The following is a 22915-nucleotide window of genomic DNA, read 5'->3' on the forward strand; positions in this document are numbered from 1 at the left end:
TTTCCCTGGCGCAATACCGTGTATTCCAAAACGCAAATCGATCCGGTAGTTAGTTTCCGCAACTCGCAGGGCGAGCAGGTGCGGGGCACGATTGTCAATCTCCAGAGAAAGTCTCTGGTGATGGAAATCTACAACCCGTATTCGATCGTGCAGGTCAGCGAGGTGCTGAGCGAACTCGGCGTCCGTATGGGCGCCAAGAATGCCTACCTCGGCAAGGCCGTGGTCATGAGCCTGGTGAACACCGGCCTGACCGCGGTGGTGTCGCTGACGCTGATTGACGAATGGCTGGAACTGAGCAATCTCGACGACGAGCCCAAATCGGTCGCGCGCGAGTCGCTGCGGTTTGTGCAGGACTGGGATAAGCGGTTCAATATCCGGCGCGACTACCAGATCGTGGTCAACGAGATGCGCGCGTTCCTGTCCGAAGTGTCGCGCTGGGTGGAGCAGGTTGACATGACGAGCACACTGCCCAAGGAAGGCGATACCCTGCGCATGGACGTGTTCGAGGAACTGGCCGCCCCGATCGCACTGAAGATCCGCGAATATTCCGCGCGCCTCGACGGCGAAGCCGCGCACGTGCCGGAAGAGGACACGGTGATGCACCGCACCTTCACCCAGGCGGCGCTGCATCCCTTGCTGCTGCGCTCGCCGTTCGTGTTCCGGACCTACACCAAGCCGCTGGGCTATGCCGGCGACTACGAGATGGTCAACCAGATCCTGTCGGATCCGCGCCAGGGCCCCAGCACCTACTTCCAGATCGTCAATGCGACGTTCCTGCAGTCGTCCGTGGCCGCGGCCCACCGCAACCGCATCGACCTGCTGGTCGACTTCCTGGTGCGCATGGCCGACCAGGCCCGTGCCGCGGGCAAGCCGTTCCGCCTGCTCAATGTCGGCTGTGGCCCCGCGGTCGAGATCAACCGCTTCATTACCGAGTACCCCGAGCCGCACTGGCTGTCGTTCCAGTTGCTCGACTTCAGCCAGGAAACGCTGGACTACGCCCGCGAGCGCATCAACGAAAGCTGCCGCAAGGCGAATGCGAAGGTCGAGGTGGAATATGTCCACCACTCCGTGCATGAACTGCTCAAGCGCCGCATCGACCACGATCCGTCGCTGCGCGAGTTCGACGGGGTCTATTGCGCCGGCCTGTTCGACTACCTGTCCGACCGCGTCTGCGCGCGCCTGCTCAGCTATTTCTCCACGCGCACGCACCCCGAGGGGCGCATCCTGGCCACCAACGTCCACGTCGATAACCCGGAACGGTACAGCATGGAACATATGCTGGAGTGGTACCTGATCTACCGCGATGAGGCCGGCATGAAGGCGTTGCTGCCGTCCAATACGCGTGACGGCCTCACCTACGTCGACCCGACCGGCGTCAATGTGTTTGTGGAAGCGGTCGTGACCGACCCGGCCAAGGCCTGACCACTATGCTGAAAAGGACTTCGGGCAGGTATTCCCCCTACGAGACTGACCTGCGCGAGTTCCGCCTCGTATCGAGCCGGGCGGGCGCGCTGACGGCCATTGTGCTGGTGATGGCCGGCGTCGGGCTCGACTACGGCATCTATCCCGGCCATCAGTTGCAGTTCTTTGTCGCCCGCCTGATGGTCTCGGTCCTGATCGGGCTGATCCTGCTGCTGTTGGCCAACCAGGCCGGCAGGCGCTTCGTGCAGCCGCTCACGCTGGCCTGGCTGCTGCTGCCGCAGATGATGATTGCCTGGATGATCGCCACCACCGACGGCGCCTCATCCATCTACTACGCCGGACTGAACCTGGTCATCTTCGCGGTCGGCATCGCCATGCCCATGGGGCTGTGGCAGACCATCGGCTTTGGCGTGGTGACCTACCTGCTGTATTTCGCCGCCTGCCTGATCCACCCGGACGGGCTCACGCAGCGCGCGCACTTTATCGTCAACTCGCTGTTCATCCTGTTTTCGATCGTCGCCAGCGCGGTCTACACCTTCATGAACGAGCGCGGGCACTTCCACCTGATCCGCCTGAAGGAAGAACTGGCGCACAAGAATGAAGAGCTTGCCGACATCAACCGGCGCCTGGCCGACATCAAGGGCCAGATGCTGCAGCAGGAAAAGATGGCCGCCATCGGTACCCTGGCGGCCGGCCTGCTGCACGAGGTGAACAACCCGGTCAACTTCTGCCTGATGGCGATCGAAGTGGCGATGGAAGAGCCGCAGGCCAAGGAGGCCCCGGCGCTGGAAGAGTGCCTGGTCGACGCCAGGCAGGGCATGCAGCGCATCCAGCATATCGTTTCCGACCTGAAGACCTTCGCCTACCGCAAGCCCGGTGCCGAGGTCGAGGGCACGCCGTTCCTGTTCGAGAAGGCGCTCGATTCGTCGATCCGCCTGACCGCGCACGAGCTGCGCGGCGTCGCCCTGACGCGGGAGCTGGTCACCGACACCCTGGTGCTGGGCGACGAAGCGGCCGTTATCGGCGTGCTGATCAACCTGTTCTCGAATGCCGCGCTGGCCATGCGCAAGGCGGGCACGGCGGCGCCGGCCATCCATACCACGGCCAGGTGGGACAACCACCGCCTGCATGTCACGGTGCGCGACAACGGCCCTGGCATTCCCCAGGAAAACCTGGCGCGCGTGTTCGAGCCGTTCTTCACCACGCGCGAGGTGGGGCAGGGGCTTGGCCTGGGCCTGTCGATCAGCTACGCGGTGATCGAGCGCCATGGCGGCCAGCTGTTTGCCGAGAGCGAACTCGGCCAGTGGACCGCCTTCAGCTTCGACCTGCCGCGTGCGGAGTAACCAGCCATGAGCGAAGTCATGCAGGCACGGCCTGCCGTCCTCTACGTCGACGACGAAGACATGGCGCGCAAGTACTTCGCCCGCGCGGTCGGCAGCGACTATGAGGTACTGCTGGCCAGCAGCGCCGACGAAGCCATGTCCGTGCTGCGCTCGGACCCGGCCCGCGTGGCGATCCTGGTGACCGACTTCCGCATGCCCGGGCGCGATGGCGGCGTGCTGCTGCGCCAGGTGGCGCAGGCGTATCCGCAGATCGTGCGCATCCTGGTGACGGCCTATGCCGACAAGGAAGTGCTGCTGCAAACGGTCAACAGCGGCGAGATCTTCCAGATCCTGGAAAAGCCGCTGAGCGTGGGCAACCTGCGCGACGTGCTGGCGCGGGCCGCAGAGCGCCACCGCGAGCGCACCCTGCGCCAGCACCGGCTGATGGCGATCGACGAGACCCTGGCCTTCCTGGCGCATGAACTGAACACGCCGCTGGCGGCCATTGCCAACTTTGCGCGCGGCATCGGCGCACGCGCGGCCGGCGAATACAGCGCGCAGCGCCAGGGCGAGATCGGCCAGGCCGCCGGCGCTATGCACGACAACGCCCAGTATTGCCTGGCGGTGCTGTCGTCGTTCCTGCAGTCGGTGCGCAACAGCGCCGGCAGCGGGCCGGTGCGGCGCGGGACCGGCAACGAGATCAGCGCCGGCGCGCTGGTCTCTTCGCTGCTGGACAGCTACCCCTTCGCGGGGGAGCAGCGCAGCTGGGTGGAGGTCGATATGCAGGGGGACTTCCCCGTGCAGACCCTGCCCAACTGCGTGGCGCTGGTGCTGTCTTCGGTGATGAGCAATGCGCTGCGGGCGCTGGCCGATATCGGCGCGCCGTCGCTGCGCTTTGTGGTGGTGGCGCAGCCACGTGCCGAGATCCGTATCTGCGACAACGGGCCGGGCATCCCGCCCGAGGTGATGGACCGGCTGCTGGTCGATCCCGTCACCACGCACGCCAGCGCCGGCGGCAGCGGCCTGGGCATGATTTTCTGCAACCGCGTCATGCAGTCCTTTGGCGGCGGGATCCGGATCGAATCCGCGTCCGGCGCCGGCACGACGGTGACGCTGGACTTTCCAAGTTTCAAGAGTCGAAAGCATAGGAGTGACCGATGACCGAACCGAATGCCACCCAGGCACCACCCCCGGCGATTCTGTTCGTCGATGACGAGGCTACGGCAGTCAAGTATTTCCAGCGTGCCATCGGGGCGCTGGCACCGGTGGTCACCGGCGGCTCCGTGGAGGAGGGCAAGGCAATGCTGGATGCACATGCCGGCAGCCTGGCGGTGCTGGTGTCGGACCAGCGCATGCCGGGCGAGCATGGCAATGAACTGCTGCGCTACGCACGCGAACGCTACCCGCATATCGTGCGCATCCTGACCACCGCGTATTCCGAGCTCGACCAGACCGTCGAGGCGGTGAACCAGGGGCAGATCCATCGCTACATCAAGAAGCCATGGGACATCACCGCGCTGCGCATGGAGCTCAGGCAGGCGCTGGAACTGTCGGGCCTGCGCAAGGAACGCGACCAGCTGGTGCGCGAGAAGCTGTCGGTGCTGCAGACCCAGACCGTGGCTTCGCGCATCGGCATGGTGCACGCGCTGTGCGCCAGCCTGATCGGGCCGGGCCGCTTCCAGCCGGTGGAGACCTACCTCGCGGCGGTCGACCTGGCTGGCGCGGCGAATGTCGATCCGGACTGGCAGCGCATGGACTACGCCGACCTGGTGCGCGCCGAAGCTGAACGCAGCGGCAGCTTCGGCCATGCCGTCGGCACGCGCCTGGGGCAGCTGCGCAGCACCCATGCGGGCAAGGGCGCGGCCGATGCCACGGCGGTGATCGCCGACGCGCTCGGCAGCGAAGTAGTGCGCCGCGACGGCGATACCGTGGTGTGGGCCGCACCGGCAACGCTGGCCGAGTTCCTGGCGCAGCCGGTGGGATCGCCGGTGTCGGCGTCGCACGCCGCCTGGCTGGCGAGCCTGCTGTGGCTGGAAGAGGCAGGCGGCGCGGTGAAATTCGCGCGTGACGGCGAGACCGTGGTGTGCCGCGCGGTCCCGCGCAGCGAGGCCTTTGCGGCCGACCGGCTGGCGGCGTGGATCGAGCGGTTCTCGATGCCGGCCTGAATCTCCCGGCTGGGTTTTACCCAGGCTTTGCAGCCATGAAAAACGGCGCCCCGCGGGGCGCCGTTCCGTTTTGCCGGCAGGGCAGGGCTTATGCCTGCGCGCCGTAGTTGGGGTCGTTGCGGTCGGTCGACTCGGACTTCTTCTCGCCCTTGACCAGATCCTCGCGCTTGACGCCCAGCCACATCGCCAGCGCCGCGGCCACGAACACCGACGAGTAGATGCCGAACAGGATACCGACCGTCAGTGCCAGCGCGAAGTAGTGCAGGGTGGGGCCGCCGAAGAAGAACATCGACAGCACCATCATCTGGGTCGAACCGTGGGTGATGATGGTCCGCGAGATGGTGCTGGTGATCGCGTTGTCGATGATCTCGTGCGTGGTCATCTTGCGGTACTTGCGGAAGTTCTCGCGGATCCGGTCGAAGATCACCACCGATTCGTTGACCGAGTAGCCCAGCACCGCCAGGATCGCCGCCAGCACCGACAGCGAGAATTCCCACTGGAAGTAGGCGAAGAAGCCCAGGATGATGACCACGTCGTGCAGGTTGGCAATGATGCCCGCCACCGCGAACTTCCATTCGAAACGGAACGACAGGTAGATCACGATGCCGGCCACCACGCACAACAGCGCCAGCAGGCCGTCGGTGGCCAGTTCCTTGCCCACCTGCGGACCGACGAACTCCACCCGTTGCAGCTTGACGTCAGGCGAGGCCCCCTGCAGTGCGGTCATCACCTGCTCGCTCTGCTGGGCCGAGGTGACGGGCTTGCCGTCCGGGCCCTTCTGCAGCGGCAGGCGGATCATCACGTCGCGCGAGGTGCCGAAGTTCTGCACCTGCACGTCGGTGTAGCCCAGCTTGCCCACCTGGCCACGGATCTTTTCCAGGTCGGCCGCCTGCTGGTAGTTGACCTCCATCACCGTGCCGCCGGTGAATTCGATCGACAGGTGCAGGCCTTTGTGCCAGAGGAAGAACACGGCCGCGGCAAACGTCAGGAAGGAGATCACGTTGAAGACCAACGCGCGCTTCATGAACGGAATGTCGCGCCGGATGCGGAAGAATTCCATGTTGAATCCTGTTCTGTACTGCTAGTTGTTGCTGATCGCTGATCGCTGATCGCTGACCGGTGGCCTTACTTGGCGACCGGCGTGTCGGTGGCGCTGCCCGGCTTCCAGATCTGGCCGATGGCCACGCTCTGCAGCTTCTTCTTGCGCCCGTACCACAGGTTGACCAGGCCGCGGTTGAAGAACACCGCTGAGAACATCGAGGTCATGATGCCCAGGCAGTGCACCACGGCAAAGCCGCGCACCGGGCCCGAACCGAAGGCCAGCAGCGCCAGGCCGGCGATCAGCGTGGTCACGTTGGAGTCCAGGATGGTGGCCCAGGCGCGGTCGAACCCGACCGCGATCGCCATCTGCGGCGACGCGCCCCCGCGCAGTTCTTCGCGGATGCGCTCGTTGATCAGCACGTTGGCGTCGATGGCCATGCCCAGCACCAGCGCAATAGCGGCAATGCCCGGCAGCGTCAGCGTGGCCTGCAGCATCGACAGCACCGCGATCAGCAGCAGCAAGTTCACGCCCAGCGAAAACACCGAGAACATGCCGAACAGCATGTAGTACAGGATCATGAACACGGCGATGGCGGCGAAGCCGTAGGCGACCGAGTCAAAACCCTTCTTGATGTTGTCCGCGCCCAGCGACGGGCCGATGGTGCGCTCTTCGATGATTTCCATCGGCGCGGCCAGCGAGCCGGCGCGCAGCAGCAGCGCCAGGTCGTTGGCGGCTTCGGTGGAGTAGGAGCCGGTGATCTGGAAGCTCGAACCCAGTTCGGACTGGATCGTCGCCACCGTCAGGACTTCGCCCTTGCCCTTTTCGAACAGCACGATCGCCATCGGCTTCTTCAGGTTCTCGCGCGAGACGTCGCGCAGCACGCGGCCGCCCTGGGCGTCGAGCTTGATGTTGACCGAAGGATGCTGGTTCTGGTCGAAGCCGGCCGAGGCGCTTTCAATGCGGTCGCCGGTGAAGATGACCTGCTTCTTCAGCACCACCGGGGCGCCGTTGCCCTGGGTGAAGAGCTCGCTGCCGAACGGGATCGGGTCGCCCGGGCGCGGGATGCGCGGGGCGTCGTTGTCGACCAGGCGCGCTTCCAGCGTGGCAGTGCGGCCGATGATGTCCTTGGCCTTGGCGGTGTCCTGCACGCCCGGCAGCTGCACCACGATGCGGTCGGCGCCTTGCTGCTGGATCACCGGCTCGGCCACACCGAGCTCGTTCACGCGGTTGTGCAGGGTGGTGATGTTCTGCTTGACCGCCGCGTCCTGCACCGCCTTGCGGGCAGCGTCGGTGAAGGTGCCGACGATGTTGTTGCCGTCCATGGCGAATGCCACTTCACGCAGGTTGTCGGCCAGCACGGCGCGCGCGCGGCCGGCGTCGTCGGCGTTATTGAAGCGCACCGTCAGGCGCTCGCCGTCGCGGTCGATGCCGCCGTGGCGGATGTTCTTGTCGCGCAGCAGGGTGCGCGCGTCGCCGGCCAGGCTGTCGAGCTTCTTGTCGACGGCGCCCTTCATGTCGACCTGCAGCAGGAAGTGCACGCCGCCGCGCAGGTCCAGGCCCAGGTACATCGGCAGCGCGTGCATGGCGGTCAGCCAGCGCGGCGAGCCCGACAGCAGGTTCAGCGCCACCACGTAGGTGGCGTCGGCCGCGTCCGGATTCAGCGTGCGCGACAGCACGTCCTTGGCCTTGAGCTGCTCGTCGGTGGTGCGGAAGCGCGCCTTGACCGAGCCCGACTGGCCGGAAATATCGAAGAAGACGCCGTCAGGCTGGAGCTGGTTCTGCGCCAGGATCTCTTCGACCTGCTTCTGCATCGACAGGTCGACCTTGACCGTGGCCTTGCCCGAGGACACCTGCACGGCGGGCGCCTCGCCGAAGAAGTTCGGCAAGGTATAGGTGATGCCGATGGCCAGGGCCACCAGGATCACGAGGTATTTCCAAAGCGGATAACGATTCATCTCTGGCCAGTCATTCAGCGGTTGGCGGGGCCGGCGCTGGCGTGGCGCACCACGTCGGCGGGGCCGAACCGGTTTGGCAAACAGCCGCCTGGCAGCCACGCATCGAAGCCGCCGGGGCTTCGTCGGGCTGGATCAGGCGGCTGCCGTGGCATGCGCGAACGGGCATGCCGGAAAAGACAAAGGCGGGAGTCGCGCGCGCGATCCGGGGGATCAGAGCGCCTTCAGCGAGCCCTTGGGCAGCACCGTGGTCACGGCATTCTTCTGCACGGTGATTTCGGTGCCTGCGGCGATTTCCAGGCCGACGTACTGGTCGGTGACCTTGGTCACGCGGCCCAGGATGCCGCCGGCGGTGACGACTTCATCGTTCTTGGCCAGCGCTTCGAGCATTGCCTTGGATTCCTTCTGACGCTTCATCTGCGGGCGGATCATGATGAACCACAGCACACCAAACATCAGGATGATGGGCAGGAAGCTCATCAGGCCGCCAGCCGCGCCGCCGGCACCGGCGGTCTGGGCAAATGCGTTAGAAATCAGCACGTTGATTCTCCGTCACAAAGTCAGTCAATTAATCGAGCATTCTACCATTCGCACTCCGTCCCCCTTTCGCATTCTAGGGCGCCATACGGGTTTGTTCGGGTGCGTCCGGGGCAACTTGTGGCAGGGCCGGCATGGCCGGCCGCGACCGCCCGCCGGGGGCATGACCCGGCTATTCGACCGCCGGCGGCGCAAAAGTTCGCGCCGCCCGGCGTGGTTACTGCGTGCCGCGGGCGCGGTCGGCGGCGAACTTGCGGCGGAAATCGGCAAAGCGATGGTGCTCGATCGACTCGCGCACCTCGCGCATCAGCTGCAGGTAGTAGTGCAGGTTGTGGATGGTGTTCAGGCGCGCACCCAGGATCTCGCCCACCCGGTGCAGGTGGTGCAGGTAGGCGCGCGAGAAGTTGCGGCAGGTGTAGCAGGCGCAGCTCTCGTCGAGCGGGCGCGGGTCGTTGCGGTGCACGGCGTTCTTGATCTTGACGTCGCCGTAGCGGGTGAAGAGCCAGCCGTTGCGCGCGTTGCGGGTCGGCATCACGCAGTCGAACATGTCGACCCCGGCGGCCACGCCGGCGACCAGGTCCTCGGGCGTGCCCACGCCCATCAGGTAGTGCGGCTTGTCGGCCGGCAGGCGCGGCGCCACGTGTTCCAGCACGCGCATCATGTCTTCCTTGGGCTCGCCCACCGACAGCCCGCCAATGGCAAAGCCGTGGAAGTCCAGCTCTGACAGACCCGCCAGCGACTCATCGCGCAGGTCTTCGTACATGCCGCCCTGGACAATGCCGAACAGCGCATTGGGGTTGGCCAGGCGCCCGAACTCATCGCGCGAGCGCTTGGCCCAGCGCAGGCTCATGCGCATGGACTTGGCGGCTTCCTCGTGCGTGGCGGGGCGGCCGTCGATCTCGTATGGCGTGCATTCATCGAACTGCATGACGATGTCCGAGTTCAGCGTGCGCTGGATCTGCATCGAGATCTCGGGCGACAGGAACAGCTTGTCGCCATTGACCGGCGACGCGAAGGTGACGCCATCCTCGGTGATCTTGCGCAGGTCACCCAGCGAAAACACCTGGAAACCGCCGGAATCGGTCAGGATCGGCTTGTCCCAGCCGATAAAGCGGTGCAGGCCCTCGTGGGCGTTGACCACGTCCAGCCCCGGGCGCAGCCACAGGTGGAAGGTGTTGCCCAGGATGATCTGCGCGTCGATCTCGTTCAGTTCCAGCGGCGACATCGCCTTGACCGAGCCATAGGTGCCCACCGGCATGAAGATCGGCGTTTCGACCACGCCGTGGTTCAGCGTGACGCGGCCGCGGCGGGCGTTGCCGTCGGTGGTGATGAGTTCGAAGTTGAGCATGGCGAATAGTCGGAAATCAGGCCTTGGTGCCGGCACCAGGCTGGCGGGTCAGCAGCATGGCATCCCCGTAGCTGAAGAAACGGTAGCGCTGGTCGACCGCATGGCGGTAGGCGGCGCGGATGGCTTCCACCCCGGCCAGCGCCGACACCAGCATCAGCAGCGTCGACTTGGGCAGGTGGAAGTTGGTGATCAGGGCATCGATCAGGCGGAAGCGGTAGCCGGGGGTGATGAAGATATCGGTGTCGCCGCTGCCGGCGGCGAGCGTGCCGTCGGCCTGCGCGGCCGATTCCAGCGCGCGCAGCGAGGTGGTGCCGACCGCGATCACGCGGCCGCCGCGCGCGCGGGTGTCGCGCACGGCCTGGGCCAGTTCCTCGGAAATGGCGTACCACTCCGAGTGCATCTTGTGCTCGGCCAGGTTCTCGGTGCGCACCGGCTGGAAGGTGCCGGCGCCCACGTGCAGCGTCAGGAACGCGCGGCGCACGCCCGCGGCATCGAGCCGGGCGAACAGCGCATCATCGAAATGCAGCCCCGCGGTGGGCGCGGCGACTGCGCCGGGGCTGCGTGCGTAGACGGTCTGGTAGCGGGTCTCGTCGTAGGCGTCCGGATCATGCGTGATATACGGCGGCAGCGGCAGGCGGCCGTAGCGCTCGATCAGGTCCAGCGCCGGCTCGGGGAAACGCAGCGTGAAGAACTGGTCCACGCGCGGGCCCACGGTGACGGCAAAGGCCTCGTCGGCCAGGTGCAGCGTGCTGCCCTCGGCGGGCGTCTTGGAGGCGCGCACCTGGGCCAGCACGGTGTGGGTGTCGACCAGGCGCTCGACCAGCACCTCGATCTTGCCGCCACTGGGCTTGTGGCCGAAGAAGCGCGCCTTGATCACGCGGGTGTCGTTGAAGACCAGCAGGTCGTCGGGACGCAGGTAGTCGACGATATCGCTGAAGGCACGGTCGACCATGCGCACCGCATCGGCGGTGTCGGCGGGGGCCAGCCGTTCGACCACCAGCAGCCGGCTCGCGCTGCGGTCCGGCAGCGCGCTCTGGGCAATCAGTTCTGGTGGCAGCGGAAAATCGAAATCGGAAAGCGTCAACATCGTGGGAGCGGGGGCTGCGCGATCCCCATGCAGGCCGTAGCGGGGCACAAAACGGCACTCCACTGCCCGTGGTGGCAGCCGGCATGGGTACAATCGGCGAATCCGATATTGTAAGGCCACGGGCGCGCTTGCCGCCGGGCCGGGTGTGATACCGGCTATTCGCCAGTGCCGCGCCAGCCAGCCATGCTGAACCGCAGCGATTGCTGATTATTGTTTGCCGATGCCCGGAACCGCCGCCGAACCGATCCACGACCCCGCCGACACCGCCAAGGACACGGCGGCGCCCGCGCGCGGCAAGGCAGGCGATGCCAAGGGCAAGGCCGCGGCCTCCGGCACGTCCACCGCGGCCGCCCGGCTGGCCAAGCTCGGCCTGCGCCGTCCCGTCGACCTGGTGCTGCACCTGCCGATGCGCTACGAGGACGAGACCACGCTGGCGCCGATCGCCGAGGCGATCCACCGCGCCGGGCTCGGGCTGCCGGCGCAGGTCGAAGGCGAAGTCATTTCCAGCGAAGTCACGTTCCGCCCGCGCCGCCAGCTGGTGGTCAAGATTGCCGACGACAGCGGCGAGCTGACGCTGCGCTTCCTGAATTTCTATGGCAGCCAGACCAAGCAGATGGCCGAGGGCGTGCGCCTGCGCGTGCGCGGCGAGGTGCGCGGTGGTTTCTTCGGTGCCGAGATGGTCCACCCGACGGTGCGCCCGGTGGTGCCAGGCGAAGCGCTGCCGGATCGCCTGACACCGGTCTATCCGTCCACCGCCGGCATTGCGCAGGCCTACCTGCGCAAGGCCATCGGCGGCACGCTGTCGCGCACGCCCATGCCCGAGACGCTGCCGCAGGCGCTGCTGGAGGGGCCGCTGGCACGCCTGCACCTGCGCCCGCTGGCCGATTGCCTGCGGCTGCTGCACGCGCCCCCGCCGCAGGAGAGCGAGGCCGCGCTGGCCGACCGCTCGCACCCGGCCTGGCAGCGCATCAAGTTCGACGAGCTGCTGGCGCAGCAGATTTCGCTGCGGCGCGCGCACGCGGCGCGGCGCGAAAAAAATGCGCCGACCATGCCGCGCCGCGAGGGCGGGTTGCTCACGCGCTTCCTGGCCGCATTGCCATTCCGGCTGACCGGGGCGCAGCAGCGCGTCGTGGAGGAAATCGCCGCCGACATGACGCGCCCGCACCCGATGCACCGGCTGCTGCAGGGCGACGTGGGCAGCGGCAAGACCATCGTTGCCGCGCTGGCGGCCTGCCAGGCCATCGATGCCGGCTACCAGGCCGCGCTGATGGCGCCCACCGAAATCCTGGCCGAGCAGCACTACCGCAAGCTGTCCGCATGGCTGGAGCCGCTGGGCGTGCCGGTGGCGTGGCTGGCCGGCAGCCAGAAGGCGCGCGAGAAGCGCGAGGCCGTGGCGCGCGTGGAATCGGGCGAGGCGCAGCTGGTGATCGGCACCCATGCGCTGATCCAGGACACCGTGCGCTTTGCGAAGCTGGGACTGTCGGTGGTCGACGAGCAGCACCGCTTCGGCGTGGCGCAGCGGCTGGCGCTGCGCGGCAAGGCCGGTGCCGCCGATGCCGCGGTGCCCGCGGCCGACGCCGTGCCGCACCAGCTGATGATGTCGGCCACGCCGATCCCGCGCACGCTCGCCATGACTTACTACGCCGACCTCGACGTGTCGGTGATCGATGAACTGCCGCCGGGCCGCACCCCCATCGTCACGCGCCTGGTCAACGACGAGCGGCGCGACGAAGTGATCGGACGCATCCATCATGCCGCCGCCGAAGGCCGCCAGGTCTACTGGGTGTGTCCGCTGATCGAGGAAAGCGAGGCGCTGCAGCTGCAGACCGCGGTGGAGACCTATGAAACGCTGGTCGCGTCACTGCCGGACCTGCGCGTGGGCCTGGTGCACGGACGCCTGCCGCCGGCCGAGAAGGCATCGGTGATGGATGACTTCAGCGCCAACCGCATGCAGGTGCTGGTGGCCACCACCGTGATCGAAGTGGGCGTGGACGTGCCCAATGCCTCGCTGATGGTGATCGAGCATGCCGAGCGCTTTGGCCTGGCGCAGCTGCACCAGCTGCGCGGACGGGTGGGACGGGGCAGCGCCGAATCGGTCTGCCTGCTGATGTACCAGGCGCCGCTGTCGCCCACCGCGCGCGAGCGCCTGGCGACCATGCGCGAGACCACCGACGGCTTCGAGATCGCGCGGCGCGACCTGGAGATCCGCGGCCCCGGCGAGTTCCTGGGCGCGCGCCAGTCGGGCGAGGCGATGTTGCGCTTTGCCGACCTGCAGACCGATGCCTGGCTGGTGGAATACGCGCAGGAGGCGGCCGAACTGATGCTGGCGCGCTACCCGGAAGCGGTGGAAGCGCACCTGTCGCGCTGGCTGGGCGGGCGCGAGCATTACCTCAAGGCCTGACGGCGCGTGGTTTTTTCGCCGGGATGTGCGTCATCCAGCGCAAGGGCCGGCGCCAGGCGGTCAATTCGGGCCGGCGCTCTGACAGAAGCGGCAATCGAAGGTAAAATCTATCGCCTACCGCAAATTGATAAGTCATGACGCTCACCGAACTCAAGTACATCGTCGCCGTGGCGCGCGAGCGCCATTTCGGCCGGGCCGCCGAAGCCTGCTTCGTGTCGCAGCCGACGCTGTCGGTCGCGATCAAGAAGCTCGAAGACGAACTCAACGTGCAGATTTTCGAGCGCGGCACCTCCGAGGTGTCGGTGACGTCGGTCGGCGAGCAGATCGTGGCGCAGGCCCAGCGCGTGCTCGAACAGACCATGGCCATCCGCGAGATCGCCAAGCAGGGCAAGGACCCGCTGGCGGGGCCACTGCGCGTGGGCGTGATCTACACCATCGGGCCGTACCTGCTGCCGTCGCTGGTCAAGCAGATGATCGAGACCGTGCCGCAGATGCCGCTGATGCTGCAGGAGAACTACACCCACAAGCTGATCGAGCTGCTCAAGCAGGGTGAGATCGACTGCGCGGTGATGGCCGAGCCGTTCCCGGATTCGGGACTGACCGTGCGCCCGCTCTACGACGAACCCTTTGTCGTCGCCGTGCCGCGTGGCCACCAGCTGGCGCAGGCGCAGGCCATCGACCCCGATGAACTGAAGCGGCAGACCATGCTGCTGCTGGGCAGCGGCCACTGCTTCCGCGACCATGTGCTGGGGGTGTGCCCGGAGCTGTCGCGCTTCTCGCAGGCGGCCGACGGCATCCAGAAGACCTTCGAGGGCTCGTCGCTCGAGACCATCCGCCATATGGTCGCCAGCGGGGTCGGCATCACCGTGCTGCCGCGCACCTCGGTGCCCGACCTGAATGCCAAGGGCGACATGCTGTCCTATGTGCCGTTCGCCGACCCGGTGCCCGACCGGCGCGTGGTGCTGGCCTGGCGCAAGAGCTTTACCCGCCTGCCTGCGATGGAAGCACTGGCCAACGCCGTGGCCGCGTGCGAGCTGGCCGGCGTGCGCAAGCTCGACGCCAAGGAGCTGGCCGAAGCGGCCTGATCCTCCTGCCCCGCAGTACCGGCAAGTCCCACGGCCGCATCGGAGATTCCGCTGCGGCCGTTGTCATTCCTGGCCCCGGGTTTGGCCCGGATCGTTGGCTAATGCAATAATGCGAGGTACCGCGCCGCCCGGCCCCAGATCCATGAAAAGCCCGGCGGCGCCCCTCGTGGCTTTACCGGAACGGAGCGTACCAACTATGGCAAAGAAGAATGAGATGAGCGTGAATATCGGTATTTCCGACAAGGACCGCAAGAAGATCGCGGAAGGCCTGTCCAAGCTGCTGGCGGATACCTACACCCTCTACCTCAAGACCCATAACTTCCACTGGAACGTGACGGGTCCCATGTTCAATACGCTGCATCTGATGTTCGAGACCCAGTACACCGAACTGGCGCTCGCCGTGGACTCGATCGCCGAGCGTATCCGCGCGCTGGGCTATCCGGCACCGGGCACCTACAAGGAATACGCCCGCCTGTCGTCGATCGCAGAAGAAGAGGGCGTGCCCGAGGCCACCGACATGATCCGCAAGCTGGTCGAAGGCCAGGAAGCCGTGGTGCGCACCGCGCGCTCGATCTTCCCGGTGATCGATGCCGCCGGCGACGAGCCGTCGGCCGACCTGCTGACCCAGCGCATGCAGACGCATGAGAAGACCGCGTGGATGCTGCGCTCGATGCTGGCCTGAGGCCTGCTGGTCACCTCTGGCTGCCCCGGCTGTCCTTCTCCGGCAGCCGGCACTGCGCGTCGCAACCGTCCGGGCTGCGGCGCGTTTTCATTGAACAGTCCTCCTTCCCGGATCCGCGCTGTGCAGACCCTCTCGCCGTTGCCCCCCACGCCCATGCTTGAACGCCTTTCCCTCTACGCGCGCCTGGTGCGCATCGACAAGCCGATCGGCACGCTGCTGCTGCTGTGGCCGACGCTGTGGGCCATGTGGATGGCCGCGGGCGGGCCCCCGGCCTGGGGGCTGTTCTGCATCTTCGTGGCGGGGACCTTCCTGATGCGCTCGGCCGGCTGTGCCATCAACGACTGGGCCGACCGCGATTTCGACAAGCACGTCAAGCGCACCAGGGAGCGGCCGCTGACCGCGGGCAAGATCGCCGCGTGGGAAGCGCTGGCCGTGGCCGCCGTGCTGGCGCTGGCGGCCTTTGCGCTGGTGCTGCCGCTCAATGTGCTGACCAAGTGGCTGGCGGTGGTGGCGGCGGTGGTGGCGGGTACGTACCCGTTCTTCAAGCGCTTCTTTGCGATTCCGCAGGCTTACCTTGGTATTGCCTTCGGCTTCGGTATCCCGATGGCCTTTGCGGCGATCCAGGACCAGGTGCCGCCGGTGGCGTGGCTGATGTTGCTGGCCAACGTGTTCTGGGCGGTGGCGTATGACACGGCCTATGCCATGGTCGATCGTGACGATGACCTGCTGATCGGCATGAAGACTTCCGCCATCACCTTCGGGCGTTTCGACGTGGCGGCGATCATGCTTTGCTATGCCGCGTTCCTGGCGCTGATGGCCTGGGCGGGTGTGCTGCTGGGGTTGGGATGGCCGTACGGGGTGGGGCTGGCGGCGGCGGCGGTTTGCGCCGGGTACCACTACACGCTGATTCGCGATCGGGACCGGATGCGCTGCTTCGCCGCGTTCCGGCATAACAACTGGCTGGGGGCCTGTGTGTTCGCTGGGACGGCGTTGGCTTATGCGATTCGGTGATTCAGGCGATTGCTAATGGTTCGCTGCCGGTTTGCTCCCCTCTCGCGCTTGCGGGAGAGGGGAGAACAAGACAGTGCTCAATCCTTCCCGAACTCCGCCCCCATCTCCTTGCCCCGCGCCGCTGCCGCATGCATGGCACGCACGAAGGCATCACCGATGCCCGAGGCTTCCATCGCCGTCAGTGCTGCATAGGTCGTACCACCCTTTGACGTCACGCGCTCGCGCAGCGTCGACACCGGCTCAGGCGACTGCCCGGCCAGGGCAGCTGCGCCGCGGAAGGTTTCCACGGCCAGCTCGCGGCCTTGCTCCGCCGTCAGGCCCAGTTCCGTGGCAGCGCGTTCCATCGCCTCGACAAAGTAGAAGACATAGGCCGGCCCGCTGCCCGAGATGGCGGTGACCGCGTCGATCTGGTCATCCCCGTCCACCCACACGCACTTGCCCACAGCCTCGGCCACGGCGCCGGCGATCGCGCGGTCCCCGGCCGAGAGCCCGGCCGGCGCGGCCAGCCCGGTCATGCCCATGCCCGCCAGCGCCGGCGTATTCGGCATCGCGCGCACCAGGCGGGTGCGGCCGTCCAGCCAGCGCTGCATGTCCTGCAGGCGGATGCCGGCCGCCACGCTGATCACCAGGTTGCCGCGGCCGCCGGCCGGCAGATGCGGCAGCAACTGCGCCGCGGCATCGCGGAACTGCTGCGGCTTGACCGCCAGCACCAGCACGTCGCTGGCGCCGAAGGCAGCATCGGGCGCCCCGGCGGCATGCACGCCGAGGTCGCGCGCCAGGCGCTGCTGGGCCTCGGGGAAGGGGTCGACTACGCGGATCGAGCCGGCCGGCACGCCGCGGGCGATCAGGCCGCCGATCAGTGCGGTGGCCATATTGCCGCCGCCGAGAAAGCCAAAGGTAAGGGTGTCGAGCATGGGAATCCGTTGGGGGGCTGGAAGGGAAATGACAGGGCGCGCGGGGCTACGGGTACTGGCGCGCGCCGAAGATGGCGGTGCCGATCCGCACCAGCGTGGCGCCCTCGGCGATGGCGGCGTCCATGTCGCCCGACATGCCCATCGACAGCGTGTCGAGCGCCAGGCCGTCGGCGCGCAGCGCCTGCAGCATGGCGCGCATGGCCGCGAACGGGCGGCGCTGCGCGGCGGGGTCATCCTCGGGCTCGGGGATCGCCATCAGCCCGCGCAGCCGCAGGCCGGGCAGGGCGGCGACGGCATGCGCCAGCCCCGGGACCTCCGCCGGGGCGACGCCGCTCTTGCTGGCTTCGCCGCTGATATTGACCTGGATGCAGACCTGCAGCGCCGCCATGCCGGCCGGGCGCTGGGCCGACAGCCGCTCGGCGATCCTGAGCCGGTCGATGGCGTGCACCCAGTCGAAATGCTCCGCCACCAGGCGGGTCTTGTTGCTTTGCAGCGGGCCGATGAAATGCCATTGCAGGCGGCTGCGCAGGTCGGCCAGGGCGGCGACCTTGTCGACCCCTTCCTGGACGTAGTTCTCGCCGAAGGCAAGCTGTCCGGCGGCGTATGCGGCCCTTATGTGGTCGGGGGAAACGGTCTTGGAAACGGCCAGCAGGGCGATGTCCCCGGACTGTCTGCCGGCTTGTTGTGCGGCCGCCGCGATGCGCTGGTGAACGGCTTGCAAGTTGGCGGCAATTACAGACATAATCCGGCGAGAAGTACTTAAAGTACCGATAACAATTCAGGGTGGGGTCATTATAGATGGACATCGCGCAGCTATTGGCTTTCGCTGTCAAGAACAAGGCGTCTGATCTTCATCTATCCGCGGACATGCCGCCGATGGTGCGGATCCACGGCGACATGCGCCGCATCAACATCGCCTCGATGACGCACAAGGATGTCCACGCCATGGTGTACGACATCATGAGCGACACCCAGCGCAAGGCCTACGAGGAACGCCTCGAAATCGATTTCTCGTTCGAGATCGCCGGCCTGTCCCGCTTCCGGGTCAATGCCTACAACACCCAGCGCGGCGCCGCCGCGGTGTTCCGTACCATTCCCTCCAAGGTGCTCACGCTCGAAGAGCTGCGCGCACCGGCCGTATTCGGGGACCTGTGCATGAAGCCGCGCGGGCTGGTGCTGGTGACGGGCCCGACCGGCTCGGGCAAGTCCACCACGCTGGCGGCGATGGTCGACCATCGCAATGAAAACGACATGGGCCACATCCTGACGGTGGAGGACCCGATCGAATTCGTGCACAGCTCCAAGAAGAGCCTGATCAACCAGCGCGAGCTGGGGCCGCATACGCATTCGTTTGCCAACGCGCTGCGCTCGGCGCTGCGTGAAGACCCGGACGTGATCCTGGTGGGCGAACTGCGCGACCTGGAAACCATCCGCCTGGCGCTGACCGCGGCCGAGACCGGCCACCTGGTCTTCGGCACGCTGCACACCAGCTCGGCGGCCAAGACCATCGACCGCGTGGTCGACGTGTTCCCGCCCGAAGAGAAGGACATGGTGCGCACCATGCTGTCGGAATCGCTCGAGGCGGTGATCTCGCAGACGCTGCTGAAGACGCGCGACGGCAATGGCCGCACCGCCGCGCACGAGATCATGATCGCCACGCCCGCGATCCGCCACCTGATCCGCGAGAACAAGATCGCGCAGATGTACTCGATGATGCAGACCAGCAGCGGGCTGGGCATGCAGACGCTGGACCAGTGCCTGTCGGACCTGATCAAGCGCGGCCTGATCAACTACAACGACGCGCGCGCCATCGCCAAGAACCCCGACGCGTTCATGGGCTGAGGCCCGGCCCGCGTCATCAGGCCGCTGCCCGCGCGCAGCGGCCGCATTCCTGCAGGACACAGCCATGCTCGATCGCGAATCCGCCGCCAAGTACATCAACGACCTGCTGGAGCTGATGGTCGGCAACCGCGGCTCGGACCTGTTCATCACCTCCGACTTCCCGCCGGCGATCAAGGTCGACGGCAAGCTCACGCCGGTGTCGCAGCAGCCGCTGAACCCGACCCAGGCGCTGGGCCTGGTGCGCTCGGTGATGAACGAGCGCCAGGTGCAGGAGTTCGATACCAGCCGCGAATGCAATTTTGCGATCACCGCGCCCAAGGCCGGGCGCTTCCGCGTGTCGGCCTTTATCCAGCAGGGCAAGGCCGGCATGGTGGTGCGTACCATCAACACGCGCATCCCTTCGGTGGCCGACCTGGACCTGCCGCCGACGCTGCATGACGTGGTGATGTCCAAGCGCGGGCTGGTGATCGTGACCGGCGCCACGGGCTCGGGCAAGTCGACCACGCTGGCGGCGATGCTGGATCACCGCAACGCGCATTCCTACGGCCATATCATCACCATCGAGGACCCGATCGAGTACGTGCACGCGCACCAGAACTGCATCGTCACGCAGCGCGAGGTGGGCATCGACACCGAGTCCTGGCACGTGGCGCTGAAGAACACGCTGCGCCAGGCGCCCGACGTGATCCTGATCGGCGAAATCCGCGACCGCGAGACCATGGAGTACGCGTTGCAGTACGCCGAGACCGGCCACCTGTGCCTGGCCACGCTGCACGCCAACAATGCCAACCAGGCGATCGACCGCGTGGTCAACTTCTTCCCCGAGGAAAAGCGCCAGCAGTTGCTGATCGACCTGTCGCTGAACCTGAAGGCGATGATCTCGCAGCGCCTGCTGCCGCGCGCGGGCCGCAAGGGGCGGGTGCCGGCGGTGGAGATCATGATCGGCACGCCGCTGGTGGCCGACCTGATCTTCAAGGGCGAGATCCACGAGCTCAAGGAAGTCATCAAGAAGTCGCGCGAGCAGGGCATGATCTCGTTCGACCAGGCGCTGTTCGACCTGCACGAGGAAGGCAAGATCACCTACGAGGACGCGCTGCGCAACGCCGACTCGCTCAACGACCTGCGCCTGATGATCAAGCTGCACAGCGCGAGCGCCAAGGACACCGACCTGGGCGCCGGCACCGAGCATCTGAACGTCATCTGATTCGTGCACTGTCGTGCGCATGGCGGTATGCTTGGGCTACTTTGAGGAGTCCGCCATGAGCAATGTCTACCAGTTCGAAGCCAACTCGCTGGCCGGCCAGCCGGTACCGCTGTCGCAGTTCCAGGGCAAGGTGATGCTGGTGGTCAACACCGCCAGCGAATGCGGGTTCACGCCGCAGTACGAGGGCCTGCAGAAGCTCCATGACGAATACCAGGAGCGTGGCCTGGCGGTGCTGGGCTTCCCATGCAACCAGTTCGGCAAGCAGGAGCCGGGCGATGCCCAGCAGATCGGCCAGTTCTGCGAAACGCGCTTTGCGGTGCGCTTCCCGATGTTCGCCAAGATCGACGTGAACGGTGCCGACGCCCATCCGCTGTACAAGTGGCTGACCACGGAGAAGCGTGGCGTGCTCGGTACCCAGGGCATCAAGTGGAACTTCACCAAGTTCCTGCTGCGCCGCGACGGCACGGTGTTCAAGCGCTACGCGCCAACCACCAAGCCCGATGAACTGCGCGCCGATATCGAGAAGCTGCTGTCCGACCCGGCTGCCTGAGTCTCAGGTGCCGCTGGCGCGCACCGCGCGCAGGAAGCCATTGAGCGAGCGGTCCGGGGTTTCATGGAAGTGGTCGTCCAGCATGCGGATGGCGCGGCAGCGGTCCAGCCGGAAGCTGCGGTAGTCCGAGCGCGTGGTGCACCACGCCGCCAACAGCCAGGCATTGCCCCAGAAGAACAGGCCCAGCGGCATCACCACGCGTTCGGTGATGCGCTGCTGCACGTCGCAGTAGTCGAGCAGCAGCAGCTTTTGCTCGCCCAGTGCGCCGTGCACCACGTCGAAGGCCTGGCGCACGTGCGCCTGGTTGACGTATTCCGGCGCGAACACGCGGCTTTGCTGAGCCGCCAGCCGGCGCGGCGGCGGCAGCGCGGCCATCAGTTTTTCCAGCGCGGGATCGGCCGCGGCGGCCAGCGCGCCGCCGCCCCAGGCTTTCAGCAGGCGCAGTCCGGCGACCAGCGCTTCCACTTCCATGGCGGTGAACATCAGCGGCGGGACATCGAAGTCGGCGCGCAGCCGGTAGCCGATGCCGGCCTCGCCCTCGACCGGCACGCCTGACAGCGACAGCGCCTGGATATCACGGTAGACGGTGCGTTCCGACACCCCGAGCCGCTGCGCCAGCAGCGCCGCCGTGGTCAGGCGGCGCCCGCGCAGCACCTGCACGATCTGGAACAGGCGGTCGGCCCGGCGGCTCATCGGTATTGGCCTGCCATGGGCTTATCCGGCCACGGGCTCATGCAGCCCGATGCGGTTGCCTTCGCTGTCGGTGATATGGGCGATGCGGCCGATCTCGCCCGGCAGGCGCAGCGGCCCGAACACGGTCTTGCCGCCGGCGCGCGCGGCGCGCTCCAGCAGCAGGTCCAGTTCCGGCGCGTGCAGGTAGGGCACCGTGCCGTAGTAGTTGCTGGGGCGGTAGCCCTCGCCGGACACCAGCGCGCCGCCCGGGTCCGGGTGCGGGAACACGGCCATGTCGACCTGGCTCATGGTCTCGCGGCGCAGTTGGACATCGAACACCTGCTCGTAGAAGCCGACCGCGCGGTTCATGTCGACGACGGGGATTTCCAGCCAGTTGATCAGACGGTTGCTCATGATGGTCTCCTTGGTTCCAGGTGAAAGGGAGTGAGGAGTTCGCATCATGCGCGGGGGCTGCTGACAGCGTCCTGTCAGGAGGGTGTCAGTGTGGCATCCACGCCGCCATCACCGGCACCAGGATCGCGGTCAGCACGCCGTTCAGGCCCATGCCGAGCGCGGCGAAGGCACCGGCTTCCTGGTTGACCTGGAAGGCCCGCGCGGTGCCGATGCCGTGTGCCGCCACGCCGGTGGCGAAGCCGCGCACGGTGTAGTCGCGGATGCGCAGCAGGTTAAGCACGCTGGTGGCGCTGACCGCGCCGATGATGCCGGTGGCCATCACCAGCACCGCCGTCAGCGACGGCAGCCCGCCGATCTTCTCGGCCACGCCCATGGCGATCGGGATCGTCACCGACTTGGGCGCGAGCGAGCGCACCGTCTCCGGCGACGCGCCCAGCAGGTAAGCGATGCCCACCGCCGAGACCACGGCTACCACCGAGCCTGCCACCAGCCCCGCCAGCAGCGGCAACACATGGGTGCGCAGCTTGGGCAGCTGCAGGTACAGCGGCACCGCCAGCGCCACCGTGGCCGGCCCCAGCAGGAAGTGCACGAACTGCGCGCCGTCGAAGTAAGTCTTGTAGGGCGTGCCGGTGACGGTCAGCACCGTGACCAGCAGCGCCACCGCGATCATCACCGGATTGGCCAGCGGCGAGAAGCGCGAGCGCTCGTAGATGCGGAAGGCGAACACGTAGGCCAGCAGCGTCGCGGTCAGCCCGACCAGCGGGCTTGCGGCCAGGTAGACCCAGATCTCGTTCAGGCGGGGCGTCATCATGCCTGCTCTCCTTTTGCATCGGCGGGCGGCACGTCGGGCGTGTCCGGCGTATCGGCGCGCTTGCGCATCAGCATGCGGGTGACCACGGCGGTGGTGGCGATGGCCAGCCACGTGGATACCACCAGCGCCACCAGGATCGGCATCCACTCGCCCTCGATGCGGCTGGCGTGGACCATGATGCCGACGCCGGCCGGCACGAACAGCAGCGACAGGTGCTTGAGCAGTTCAGAGGTGGTGCCCTGGATGATGGGCAGCAGGCGGTCGTCGAAGACGAGCCAGCCGAACAGCAGGATCATGCCCAGCACGGGGCCGGGCACGGGCAGCTTCAGCGCGTAGCTGATCACCTCGCCGACGGACTGGAAAACCAACAGGATTGCAAAGGTCTGGAGCATGGGGCGTGGCGTTTGGACGCAGATGCACGGCGCGCGTCCGGAAGGGATGCGCGCTGCCACCC

Annotated in this window: 22 protein-coding genes; 11 read left to right on the forward strand and 11 right to left on the reverse strand. The window is 66.9% G+C overall.

The annotated features are described in order from the left end of the window. The first annotated feature begins 18 nt into the window (after positions 1 to 18). The 4 genes from ACZ5MJ_RS02000 to ACZ5MJ_RS02015 are packed head-to-tail and all read left to right on the forward strand — an operon-like array spanning position 19 to position 4909. Complete coding sequence (locus ACZ5MJ_RS02000) at positions 19 to 1422, forward strand: methyltransferase domain-containing protein (RefSeq protein ID WP_464221992.1); 1404 nt, start codon at positions 19 to 21, stop codon at positions 1420 to 1422. Positions 1423 to 1427: 5 nt separating this feature from the next. Then, positions 1428 to 2765, forward strand: coding sequence for a sensor histidine kinase (locus tag ACZ5MJ_RS02005; protein ID WP_464221993.1), 1338 nt, complete (start codon positions 1428 to 1430; stop codon positions 2763 to 2765). Between the two features lie 6 nt (positions 2766 to 2771). Further along, positions 2772 to 3905 carry an ATP-binding protein gene (locus tag ACZ5MJ_RS02010; protein WP_464221995.1) on the forward strand — a complete coding sequence of 378 codons (1134 nt, stop codon included), beginning with the start codon at positions 2772 to 2774 and terminating at the stop codon, positions 3903 to 3905. After that, a complete protein-coding gene (locus tag ACZ5MJ_RS02015) occupies positions 3902 to 4909 on the forward strand; it encodes a response regulator (protein ID WP_464221997.1) in 1008 nt (335 codons plus the stop codon). Before ACZ5MJ_RS02010 ends, ACZ5MJ_RS02015 begins: the two co-directional genes overlap by 4 nt. An 88-nt stretch (positions 4910 to 4997) precedes the next feature. Here the strand turns inward: ACZ5MJ_RS02015 and secF are convergent, their stop codons facing one another. The 5 genes from secF to queA form a co-directional block, all read right to left on the reverse strand. Beyond that, on the reverse strand, positions 4998 to 5969 hold the full coding sequence (gene secF, locus ACZ5MJ_RS02020) for a protein translocase subunit SecF (RefSeq protein ID WP_464221999.1): 972 nt from the start codon (positions 5967 to 5969) through the stop codon (positions 4998 to 5000). 65 nt (positions 5970 to 6034) lie between these two features. Then, positions 6035 to 7906, reverse strand: a complete 1872-nt coding sequence (gene secD, locus ACZ5MJ_RS02025) for a protein translocase subunit SecD (RefSeq protein WP_464222000.1) — start codon at positions 7904 to 7906, stop codon at positions 6035 to 6037. Between the two features lie 210 nt (positions 7907 to 8116). Further along, positions 8117 to 8443 (reverse strand): preprotein translocase subunit YajC, encoded by a 327-nt coding sequence (gene yajC / locus ACZ5MJ_RS02030; RefSeq protein ID WP_078197811.1) that lies wholly within the window; start codon positions 8441 to 8443, stop codon positions 8117 to 8119. 214 nt (positions 8444 to 8657) lie between these two features. Further along, positions 8658 to 9788 (reverse strand): tRNA guanosine(34) transglycosylase Tgt, encoded by a 1131-nt coding sequence (gene tgt, locus ACZ5MJ_RS02035; RefSeq protein WP_464222003.1) that lies wholly within the window; start codon positions 9786 to 9788, stop codon positions 8658 to 8660. Positions 9789 to 9804: 16 nt separating this feature from the next. Then, positions 9805 to 10875 (reverse strand): tRNA preQ1(34) S-adenosylmethionine ribosyltransferase-isomerase QueA, encoded by a 1071-nt coding sequence (queA, locus tag ACZ5MJ_RS02040; RefSeq protein WP_464222005.1) that lies wholly within the window; start codon positions 10873 to 10875, stop codon positions 9805 to 9807. 220 nt (positions 10876 to 11095) lie between these two features. Between queA and recG the strand changes: the two genes are divergently transcribed. The 4 genes from recG (at position 11096) to ubiA (ending at position 16054) form a co-directional block, all read left to right on the forward strand. Then, positions 11096 to 13276: an ATP-dependent DNA helicase RecG gene (recG, locus tag ACZ5MJ_RS02045; protein WP_464222007.1), complete on the forward strand. Its 2181-nt coding sequence runs from the start codon at positions 11096 to 11098 to the stop codon at positions 13274 to 13276. A 134-nt stretch (positions 13277 to 13410) separates the two neighbouring features. Then, entirely contained in the window at positions 13411 to 14361 is a 951-nt protein-coding gene (locus ACZ5MJ_RS02050) for a LysR substrate-binding domain-containing protein (RefSeq protein WP_464222008.1), read from the forward strand. A gap of 196 nt (positions 14362 to 14557) precedes the next feature. Continuing rightward, positions 14558 to 15043: a Dps family protein gene (locus ACZ5MJ_RS02055; RefSeq protein ID WP_018311510.1), complete on the forward strand. Its 486-nt coding sequence runs from the start codon at positions 14558 to 14560 to the stop codon at positions 15041 to 15043. 153 nt (positions 15044 to 15196) lie between these two features. Then, positions 15197 to 16054 carry a 4-hydroxybenzoate octaprenyltransferase gene (gene ubiA, locus ACZ5MJ_RS02060; protein ID WP_464223633.1) on the forward strand — a complete coding sequence of 286 codons (858 nt, stop codon included), beginning with the start codon at positions 15197 to 15199 and terminating at the stop codon, positions 16052 to 16054. Positions 16055 to 16131: 77 nt separating this feature from the next. Here the strand turns inward: ubiA and proC are convergent, their stop codons facing one another. Together proC and ACZ5MJ_RS02070 are read right to left on the reverse strand one after the other, a co-directional pair. Next, positions 16132 to 16968: a pyrroline-5-carboxylate reductase gene (gene proC, locus ACZ5MJ_RS02065; protein ID WP_464222010.1), complete on the reverse strand. Its 837-nt coding sequence runs from the start codon at positions 16966 to 16968 to the stop codon at positions 16132 to 16134. Positions 16969 to 17014: 46 nt separating this feature from the next. Next, complete coding sequence (locus ACZ5MJ_RS02070; protein WP_464222011.1) at positions 17015 to 17710, reverse strand: YggS family pyridoxal phosphate-dependent enzyme; 696 nt, start codon at positions 17708 to 17710, stop codon at positions 17015 to 17017. Between the two features lie 56 nt (positions 17711 to 17766). Here ACZ5MJ_RS02070 and ACZ5MJ_RS02075 point away from each other — a divergent pair, with 56 nt between their 5' ends. The 3 genes from ACZ5MJ_RS02075 to ACZ5MJ_RS02085 all read left to right on the forward strand — a co-directional run bounded on the left by ACZ5MJ_RS02075 (position 17767) and on the right by ACZ5MJ_RS02085 (position 20564). After that, a complete protein-coding gene (locus ACZ5MJ_RS02075; protein WP_464222012.1) occupies positions 17767 to 18810 on the forward strand; it encodes a type IV pilus twitching motility protein PilT in 1044 nt (347 codons plus the stop codon). Positions 18811 to 18874: 64 nt separating this feature from the next. Then, positions 18875 to 20014, forward strand: coding sequence for a PilT/PilU family type 4a pilus ATPase (locus ACZ5MJ_RS02080; protein WP_464222015.1), 1140 nt, complete (start codon positions 18875 to 18877; stop codon positions 20012 to 20014). Between the two features lie 55 nt (positions 20015 to 20069). Beyond that, positions 20070 to 20564 carry a glutathione peroxidase gene (locus ACZ5MJ_RS02085; RefSeq protein ID WP_464222018.1) on the forward strand — a complete coding sequence of 165 codons (495 nt, stop codon included), beginning with the start codon at positions 20070 to 20072 and terminating at the stop codon, positions 20562 to 20564. Positions 20565 to 20567: 3 nt separating this feature from the next. On the opposite strand, the gene ACZ5MJ_RS02090 is transcribed toward ACZ5MJ_RS02085, so the two are convergent. From ACZ5MJ_RS02090 to ACZ5MJ_RS02105, 4 genes are all read right to left on the reverse strand, one after another. Further along, entirely contained in the window at positions 20568 to 21257 is a 690-nt protein-coding gene (locus tag ACZ5MJ_RS02090) for a helix-turn-helix transcriptional regulator (RefSeq protein WP_464222021.1), read from the reverse strand. Positions 21258 to 21278: 21 nt separating this feature from the next. After that, a complete protein-coding gene (locus tag ACZ5MJ_RS02095) occupies positions 21279 to 21650 on the reverse strand; it encodes a VOC family protein (RefSeq protein ID WP_432258174.1) in 372 nt (123 codons plus the stop codon). 85 nt (positions 21651 to 21735) lie between these two features. After that, on the reverse strand, positions 21736 to 22461 hold the full coding sequence (locus tag ACZ5MJ_RS02100) for an LrgB family protein (RefSeq protein ID WP_432258173.1): 726 nt from the start codon (positions 22459 to 22461) through the stop codon (positions 21736 to 21738). Beyond that, on the reverse strand, positions 22458 to 22853 hold the full coding sequence (locus ACZ5MJ_RS02105) for a CidA/LrgA family protein (RefSeq protein ID WP_432258172.1): 396 nt from the start codon (positions 22851 to 22853) through the stop codon (positions 22458 to 22460). Before ACZ5MJ_RS02105 ends, ACZ5MJ_RS02100 begins: the two co-directional genes overlap by 4 nt. Between the last annotated feature and the right edge of the window lie 62 nt (positions 22854 to 22915).

This window comes from Cupriavidus sp. LA-1 (assembly GCF_055385985.1).

What these genes read in the sequence shown, in the direction of transcription:
- ACZ5MJ_RS02005 (WP_464221993.1), top strand. Translation starts at nt 1,428, where the DNA reads ATGCTGAAAAGGACTTCGGGCAGGTATTCCCCCTACGAGACTGACCTG.
- ACZ5MJ_RS02010 (WP_464221995.1), top strand. Translation starts at nt 2,772, where the DNA reads ATGAGCGAAGTCATGCAGGCACGGCCTGCCGTCCTCTACGTCGACGAC.
- ACZ5MJ_RS02015 (WP_464221997.1), top strand. Translation starts at nt 3,902, where the DNA reads ATGACCGAACCGAATGCCACCCAGGCACCACCCCCGGCGATTCTGTTC.
- secF (WP_464221999.1), bottom strand. Translation starts at nt 5,969, where the DNA reads ATGGAATTCTTCCGCATCCGGCGCGACATTCCGTTCATGAAGCGCGCG.
- secD (WP_464222000.1), bottom strand. Translation starts at nt 7,906, where the DNA reads ATGAATCGTTATCCGCTTTGGAAATACCTCGTGATCCTGGTGGCCCTG.
- tgt (WP_464222003.1), bottom strand. Translation starts at nt 9,788, where the DNA reads ATGCTCAACTTCGAACTCATCACCACCGACGGCAACGCCCGCCGCGGC.
- queA (WP_464222005.1), bottom strand. Translation starts at nt 10,875, where the DNA reads ATGTTGACGCTTTCCGATTTCGATTTTCCGCTGCCACCAGAACTGATT.
- recG (WP_464222007.1), top strand. Translation starts at nt 11,096, where the DNA reads ATGCCCGGAACCGCCGCCGAACCGATCCACGACCCCGCCGACACCGCC.
- ACZ5MJ_RS02050 (WP_464222008.1), top strand. Translation starts at nt 13,411, where the DNA reads ATGACGCTCACCGAACTCAAGTACATCGTCGCCGTGGCGCGCGAGCGC.
- ACZ5MJ_RS02055 (WP_018311510.1), top strand. Translation starts at nt 14,558, where the DNA reads ATGGCAAAGAAGAATGAGATGAGCGTGAATATCGGTATTTCCGACAAG.
- ubiA (WP_464223633.1), top strand. Translation starts at nt 15,197, where the DNA reads ATGCTTGAACGCCTTTCCCTCTACGCGCGCCTGGTGCGCATCGACAAG.
- proC (WP_464222010.1), bottom strand. Translation starts at nt 16,968, where the DNA reads ATGCTCGACACCCTTACCTTTGGCTTTCTCGGCGGCGGCAATATGGCC.
- ACZ5MJ_RS02070 (WP_464222011.1), bottom strand. Translation starts at nt 17,710, where the DNA reads ATGTCTGTAATTGCCGCCAACTTGCAAGCCGTTCACCAGCGCATCGCG.
- ACZ5MJ_RS02075 (WP_464222012.1), top strand. Translation starts at nt 17,767, where the DNA reads ATGGACATCGCGCAGCTATTGGCTTTCGCTGTCAAGAACAAGGCGTCT.
- ACZ5MJ_RS02080 (WP_464222015.1), top strand. Translation starts at nt 18,875, where the DNA reads ATGCTCGATCGCGAATCCGCCGCCAAGTACATCAACGACCTGCTGGAG.
- ACZ5MJ_RS02085 (WP_464222018.1), top strand. Translation starts at nt 20,070, where the DNA reads ATGAGCAATGTCTACCAGTTCGAAGCCAACTCGCTGGCCGGCCAGCCG.
- ACZ5MJ_RS02090 (WP_464222021.1), bottom strand. Translation starts at nt 21,257, where the DNA reads ATGAGCCGCCGGGCCGACCGCCTGTTCCAGATCGTGCAGGTGCTGCGC.
- ACZ5MJ_RS02095 (WP_432258174.1), bottom strand. Translation starts at nt 21,650, where the DNA reads ATGAGCAACCGTCTGATCAACTGGCTGGAAATCCCCGTCGTCGACATG.
- ACZ5MJ_RS02100 (WP_432258173.1), bottom strand. Translation starts at nt 22,461, where the DNA reads ATGATGACGCCCCGCCTGAACGAGATCTGGGTCTACCTGGCCGCAAGC.
- ACZ5MJ_RS02105 (WP_432258172.1), bottom strand. Translation starts at nt 22,853, where the DNA reads ATGCTCCAGACCTTTGCAATCCTGTTGGTTTTCCAGTCCGTCGGCGAG.